The sequence below is a fragment of the Lutibacter sp. genome, from assembly GCF_040883305.1.
GTDB lineage: Bacteria > Bacteroidota > Bacteroidia > Flavobacteriales > Flavobacteriaceae > Lutibacter.
Genome location: NZ_JBFLKT010000406.1, coordinates 1 through 4,614, shown reverse-complemented (window position 1 = coordinate 4,614; position 4,614 = coordinate 1). Strand labels below are relative to the sequence as shown.

Annotated in this window: 4 protein-coding genes and 1 pseudogene; all 5 read left to right on the top strand. The window is 31.7% G+C overall.

The genetic code is table 11. From position 1 onward, the window contains the following. A partial coding sequence (locus tag AB1Z17_RS13195; RefSeq protein WP_368052237.1) for a PASTA domain-containing protein occupies positions 1–329 on the top strand: 329 nt, incomplete at its 5' end. After that, a complete protein-coding gene (locus AB1Z17_RS13190; protein ID WP_368052236.1) occupies positions 330–1,793 on the top strand; it encodes a UDP-N-acetylmuramoyl-L-alanyl-D-glutamate--2,6-diaminopimelate ligase in 1,464 nt (487 codons plus the stop codon). A 4-nt stretch (positions 1,794–1,797) separates the two neighbouring features. Continuing rightward, entirely contained in the window at positions 1,798–3,024 is a 1,227-nt protein-coding gene (gene mraY / locus AB1Z17_RS13185; RefSeq protein ID WP_368052235.1) for a phospho-N-acetylmuramoyl-pentapeptide-transferase, read from the top strand. After that, positions 3,025–4,356, top strand: a complete 1,332-nt coding sequence (gene murD / locus AB1Z17_RS13180) for a UDP-N-acetylmuramoyl-L-alanine--D-glutamate ligase (RefSeq protein WP_368052234.1) — start codon at positions 3,025–3,027, stop codon at positions 4,354–4,356. Beyond that, positions 4,357–4,614: pseudogene (locus AB1Z17_RS13175) on the top strand (cell division protein FtsW); the annotation flags it as partial.

The following is a 4,614-nucleotide window of genomic DNA, read 5'->3' as shown; positions in this document are numbered from 1 at the left end:
GTTTTTATGGTGCAGATGTTTCGGGGCCGGTTTTTAAAGATATTGCTCAGAAAATTTATACCACAAATCATATAATTAACGAAATTGAGAATAAAACACCTGATTTTGAGAGTGTTAAAAATAATTTCGAAAAATATTATGCCATAGCTAATAAGGAATTTAATTCAATCCCGAATGTAAAAGGAATGGCGGCTATGGACGCCATTTCTTTACTTGAAAATTTAGGGTTAAAAGTAAATTTTTCTGGAAATGGAAAAGTAGTAGCGCAATCGCTTAATGAAGGTGAAAAATTAATAAAAGGAGCAACAATCAAAATAAAATTATCTTAGTTGAAAGTAGTTAAAGACATATTGTATAAAGTTAATATTAATGCAGTTCAGGGAAGTACTGAAGTGTTAATTAATACCATACAATTTGATTCACGAAAAATTCAACCAAACGATTTATTTGTTGCCCAAAAAGGGTTGATTTTTGATGGACATAAATTTATAAATACCGCAATTGAATTTGGAGCAAAAGTTATAGTTTGTGAAGAATTTCCAACAGATTTTGTTGCTAATATTACTTATATTAAAGTTGAAGATTCTAATGAAGCTTTAGCAATAATGGCTGCTAATTTTTATGACAATCCGTCTTCAAAATTAAAATTAATTGGAATAACTGGAACCAATGGTAAAACAACCATTGCTACTTTATTATACGAGTTATTTCAAAAAGCAGGTTTTAAAACGGGTTTATTATCTACCGTTACTATTTTTGTTGACAATCAGCAGTTTGATGCGACACATACAACACCAGATTCTCTTGCAATTAATAGTTATTTAAATATAATGGTGGAAGTTGGTGTAGATTTCTGTTTTATGGAAGTGAGTTCTCATGGAATTCATCAAAAAAGAACAGCAGGGCTACATTTTGAAGGGGGCGTTTTTACCAACTTAACACACGATCATTTAGATTATCATGCAACATTTAAAGAGTACAGAGATGTAAAAAAATCATTTTTTGACAATTTACCAAAAACGGCTTTTTCATTGGTGAATATTGATGATAAAAACGCGTCGGTAATGCTTCAAAATACAGCAGCAAAAAAATATACGTTTGCCTTAAAAACAATGGCAGATTATAAGGCCAGAATTTTAGAAAATCAGTTTACTGGATTGTTTTTAGCAATAAATAATAATGAAGTTTGGACAAAATTAATTGGAAGTTTTAACGCCTATAATTTAGTTGCGGTTTATGGAGTTTCACAATTATTAGGTTTGGAATCTACTGAAGCTTTAACCTTAATTAGTGAATTAGAAAATGTAACAGGAAGGTTTCAACATTTTAGTTCTACTGAAGAAATTACAGCAATAATTGATTATGCACACACTCCCGATGCATTAAAAAATGTGTTGGAAACTATTAACGATATACGGACTGGAAACGAACAAGTTATTACCGTTGTGGGATGCGGTGGCAATCGAGATAAAGCTAAACGTCCTGTTATGGGGCGTATAGCATCTCAATTAAGTACGCAGGTAATATTTACGTCAGATAATCCTAGAAATGAAGATCCGCAAACAATCATAAATGAAATTGAAGCAGGTGTAGATCCGCAGAATTATAAAAAAACACTATCGGTTTTAGATAGAGAACAGGCTATTAAAACAGCAACAAAACTGGCAAAAAAAGGAGATATTATTTTAATTGCAGGAAAAGGACATGAAACGTATCAGGAAGTGAAAGGGAAACGCTCACATTTTGATGATTACGAAAAAATATCACAATTATTAAAAGCTATAGAAAACTAAAACAATGCTATACTATTTATTTGAATATTTAGATACATATTACGATTTGGCTGGAGCAGGGTTGTTTCAGTATATTTCGTTTCGTTCTGCAATGGCTTTTATTGTTTCGCTTATGTTTTCTACAATTTATGGAAAACAAATTATAAATTATTTACAACGTAAACAAGTTGGAGAATCAGTTAGAGATTTAGGATTGGTAGGTCAAGTAGAAAAAGCTGGTACGCCAACTATGGGCGGAATTATAATTATTCTTGCAACCTTAATTCCAGTGCTGCTATTCTCGAAAATAGATAATGTTTATATAATAATTTTGATAGTTACTACAATTTGGATGGGAACTATTGGTTTTATTGATGATTATATTAAAATCTTCAGAAAAAACAAAGATGGTTTAAAAGGAAGATTTAAAGTTCTTGGTCAAATTACGCTGGGAATTTTTGTAGGTGTAATGTTGTATTTCCATCCAGATGTCACAATGAAAGAAAAATTACCTCAAAAATTTCAATACGAAACAGAAGAAGGAATCCCAGTTCTATTTGCTGATGCACAAAAATCGACGAAAACAACAATTCCGTTTCTAAAAAATAACGAATTAGATTATGCGGCCTTATTAGATTTATTCGGGGATGGATTAAGAGATTATGCCTGGATAATTTTTATTCCAATTGTAATATTTATTATAACAGCAGTTTCAAACGGAGCAAACCTGACAGATGGTATAGATGGTTTGGCTGCTGGTTCTTCGGCTATAATTGTATTAACCTTAGGGATTTTTGCATGGGTTTCTGGAAACATCATTTTTGCAGATTATTTAGATGTAATGTACATTCCAAATTCGGGCGAAATGACCATTTTTATTGCTGCTTTTGTTGGTGCTTTAGTCGGTTTTTTATGGTACAATACCTATCCAGCTCAAGTTTTTATGGGAGATACAGGAAGTTTAACAATTGGTGGAATTATAGCTGTTTTGGCAATCTCAGTTCGTAAAGAATTGTTAATCCCGATTTTAGCTGGCATCTTTTTGGTTGAAAATTTATCTGTTGTATTGCAAGTTGGATTTTTCAAATACACAAAGAAAAAATATGGAGAAGGAAGGCGCATATTTAAAATGTCACCATTACACCATCATTATCAAAAATCTGGTTATCACGAGAGTAAAATTGTAACACGTTTTTGGATTGTAGGTATTATGCTGGCGGTGTTAACAATAGTAACATTAAAGTTGCGATAAATGAAATTAGTGGTTCTTGGCGCAGGTGAGAGTGGAGTGGGAACAGCTATTCTGGGAAAACAAAAAGGGTTTGACGTTTTTGTTTCCGATAAAGGAGAAATAGCAAAAAAGTATAAAGAAGTTCTTTTACATAATGAAATTCCTTTTGAAGAAGGAAAACATTCAGAAAATATAATTTTTGAAGCTGATGTTGTAATGAAAAGCCCTGGAATTCCAGATAATGTTGCAATAATTCAAGAATTGAACGATAGGAGTATTCCTGTGATTTCCGAAATTGAATTCGCTTCAAAATATACCAAGGGAATTATTGTGGGTATTACAGGTTCAAATGGCAAAACCACAACAACACTTTTGGTAAATCATATTTTGAAAAAGGCACATATAAATGTGGGAATGGGTGGAAATATTGGAGCGAGTTTTGCACAGCAAGTTGCCGCAAACAACTTTGATATTCATGTTTTGGAACTAAGCAGTTTTCAATTGGATGGTATTGTAAATTTTGCACCACATATTGCAATAATTACAAATATTACACCAGATCATTTAGATAGGTACGATTATAAGTTTGAAAACTATATCAATTCAAAATTTAGAATTACAGAAAATCAAAAAGAAACCGATTTTTTAATATATGATGCAGATGATCCAGTTATAGTAAACTGGTTAAAAAATAATAAGACAAAAGCAACATTGCTTCCTTTTTCATTAGAAAATGAATTAGAACAAGGTGTTTTTTTTAAAGATAATAACATACAAATAAAATATAAAACCGAAGATATAATAATGGGAATAACAACTTTAGCATTAAAAGGAAAACACAATACTAAGAATGCAATGGCGGCTGCAATGACAGCTACGTTATTAAAGGTTAGAAAAGATACAATTAGAGAAAGTCTGGAAGATTTTGAAGGCGCAGAGCATAGGTTAGAATCAGTGCTTAAAATTAATGGTGTTCAATATATAAACGATTCGAAAGCGACCAATGTAAATGCAACATTTTATGCATTAGATAGTATGAAATCTCCAACAGTTTGGATTGTTGGAGGAGTAGATAAAGGGAATGATTATCTAGACTTAATGCCACTGGTTAGGGAAAAAGTAAAAGCAATTATTTGTTTGGGACTGGATAATCAAAAAATAGTACAAACTTTTAATAATGTTGTTGATTTAATTGTTGAAACAGCAGGAGCCGAAGAAGCCGTAAAAGTGGCTTATAAAATTGCTAAAAAAGGAGATGCAGTTTTATTGTCACCAGCATGTGCAAGCTTTGATTTATTTGAAAATTACGAGGATAGAGGAAATCAATTTAAACAAGCAGTTAGAGAACTGTAAATGAAAAAAATATTAAAACATATCGAAGGTGATCGTGCTATTTGGGCTATTGTAGTCTTTATGGCATTGTTGTCGTTTATGCCAGTTTATAGCGCAAGTACTAATTTAGTGTACGTTGCAAATTCTGGTACTACAACTTATCATTTGGTAAAGCATGTTGTTCTATTGTTCTTCGGGTTTTTAATAATTTATGGGGTTCATAAGATCCCTTACAGGTATTTTAGTGGAGGTTCTGTGTTAATGCTTCCGTTAGTAGTT

Excerpts from the sequence above, each read along its gene's own strand:
- mraY (WP_368052235.1), top strand. The coding sequence starts at position 1,798 with ATGCTATACTATTTATTTGAATATTTAGATACATATTACGATTTGGCT.
- murD (WP_368052234.1), top strand. The coding sequence starts at position 3,025 with ATGAAATTAGTGGTTCTTGGCGCAGGTGAGAGTGGAGTGGGAACAGCT.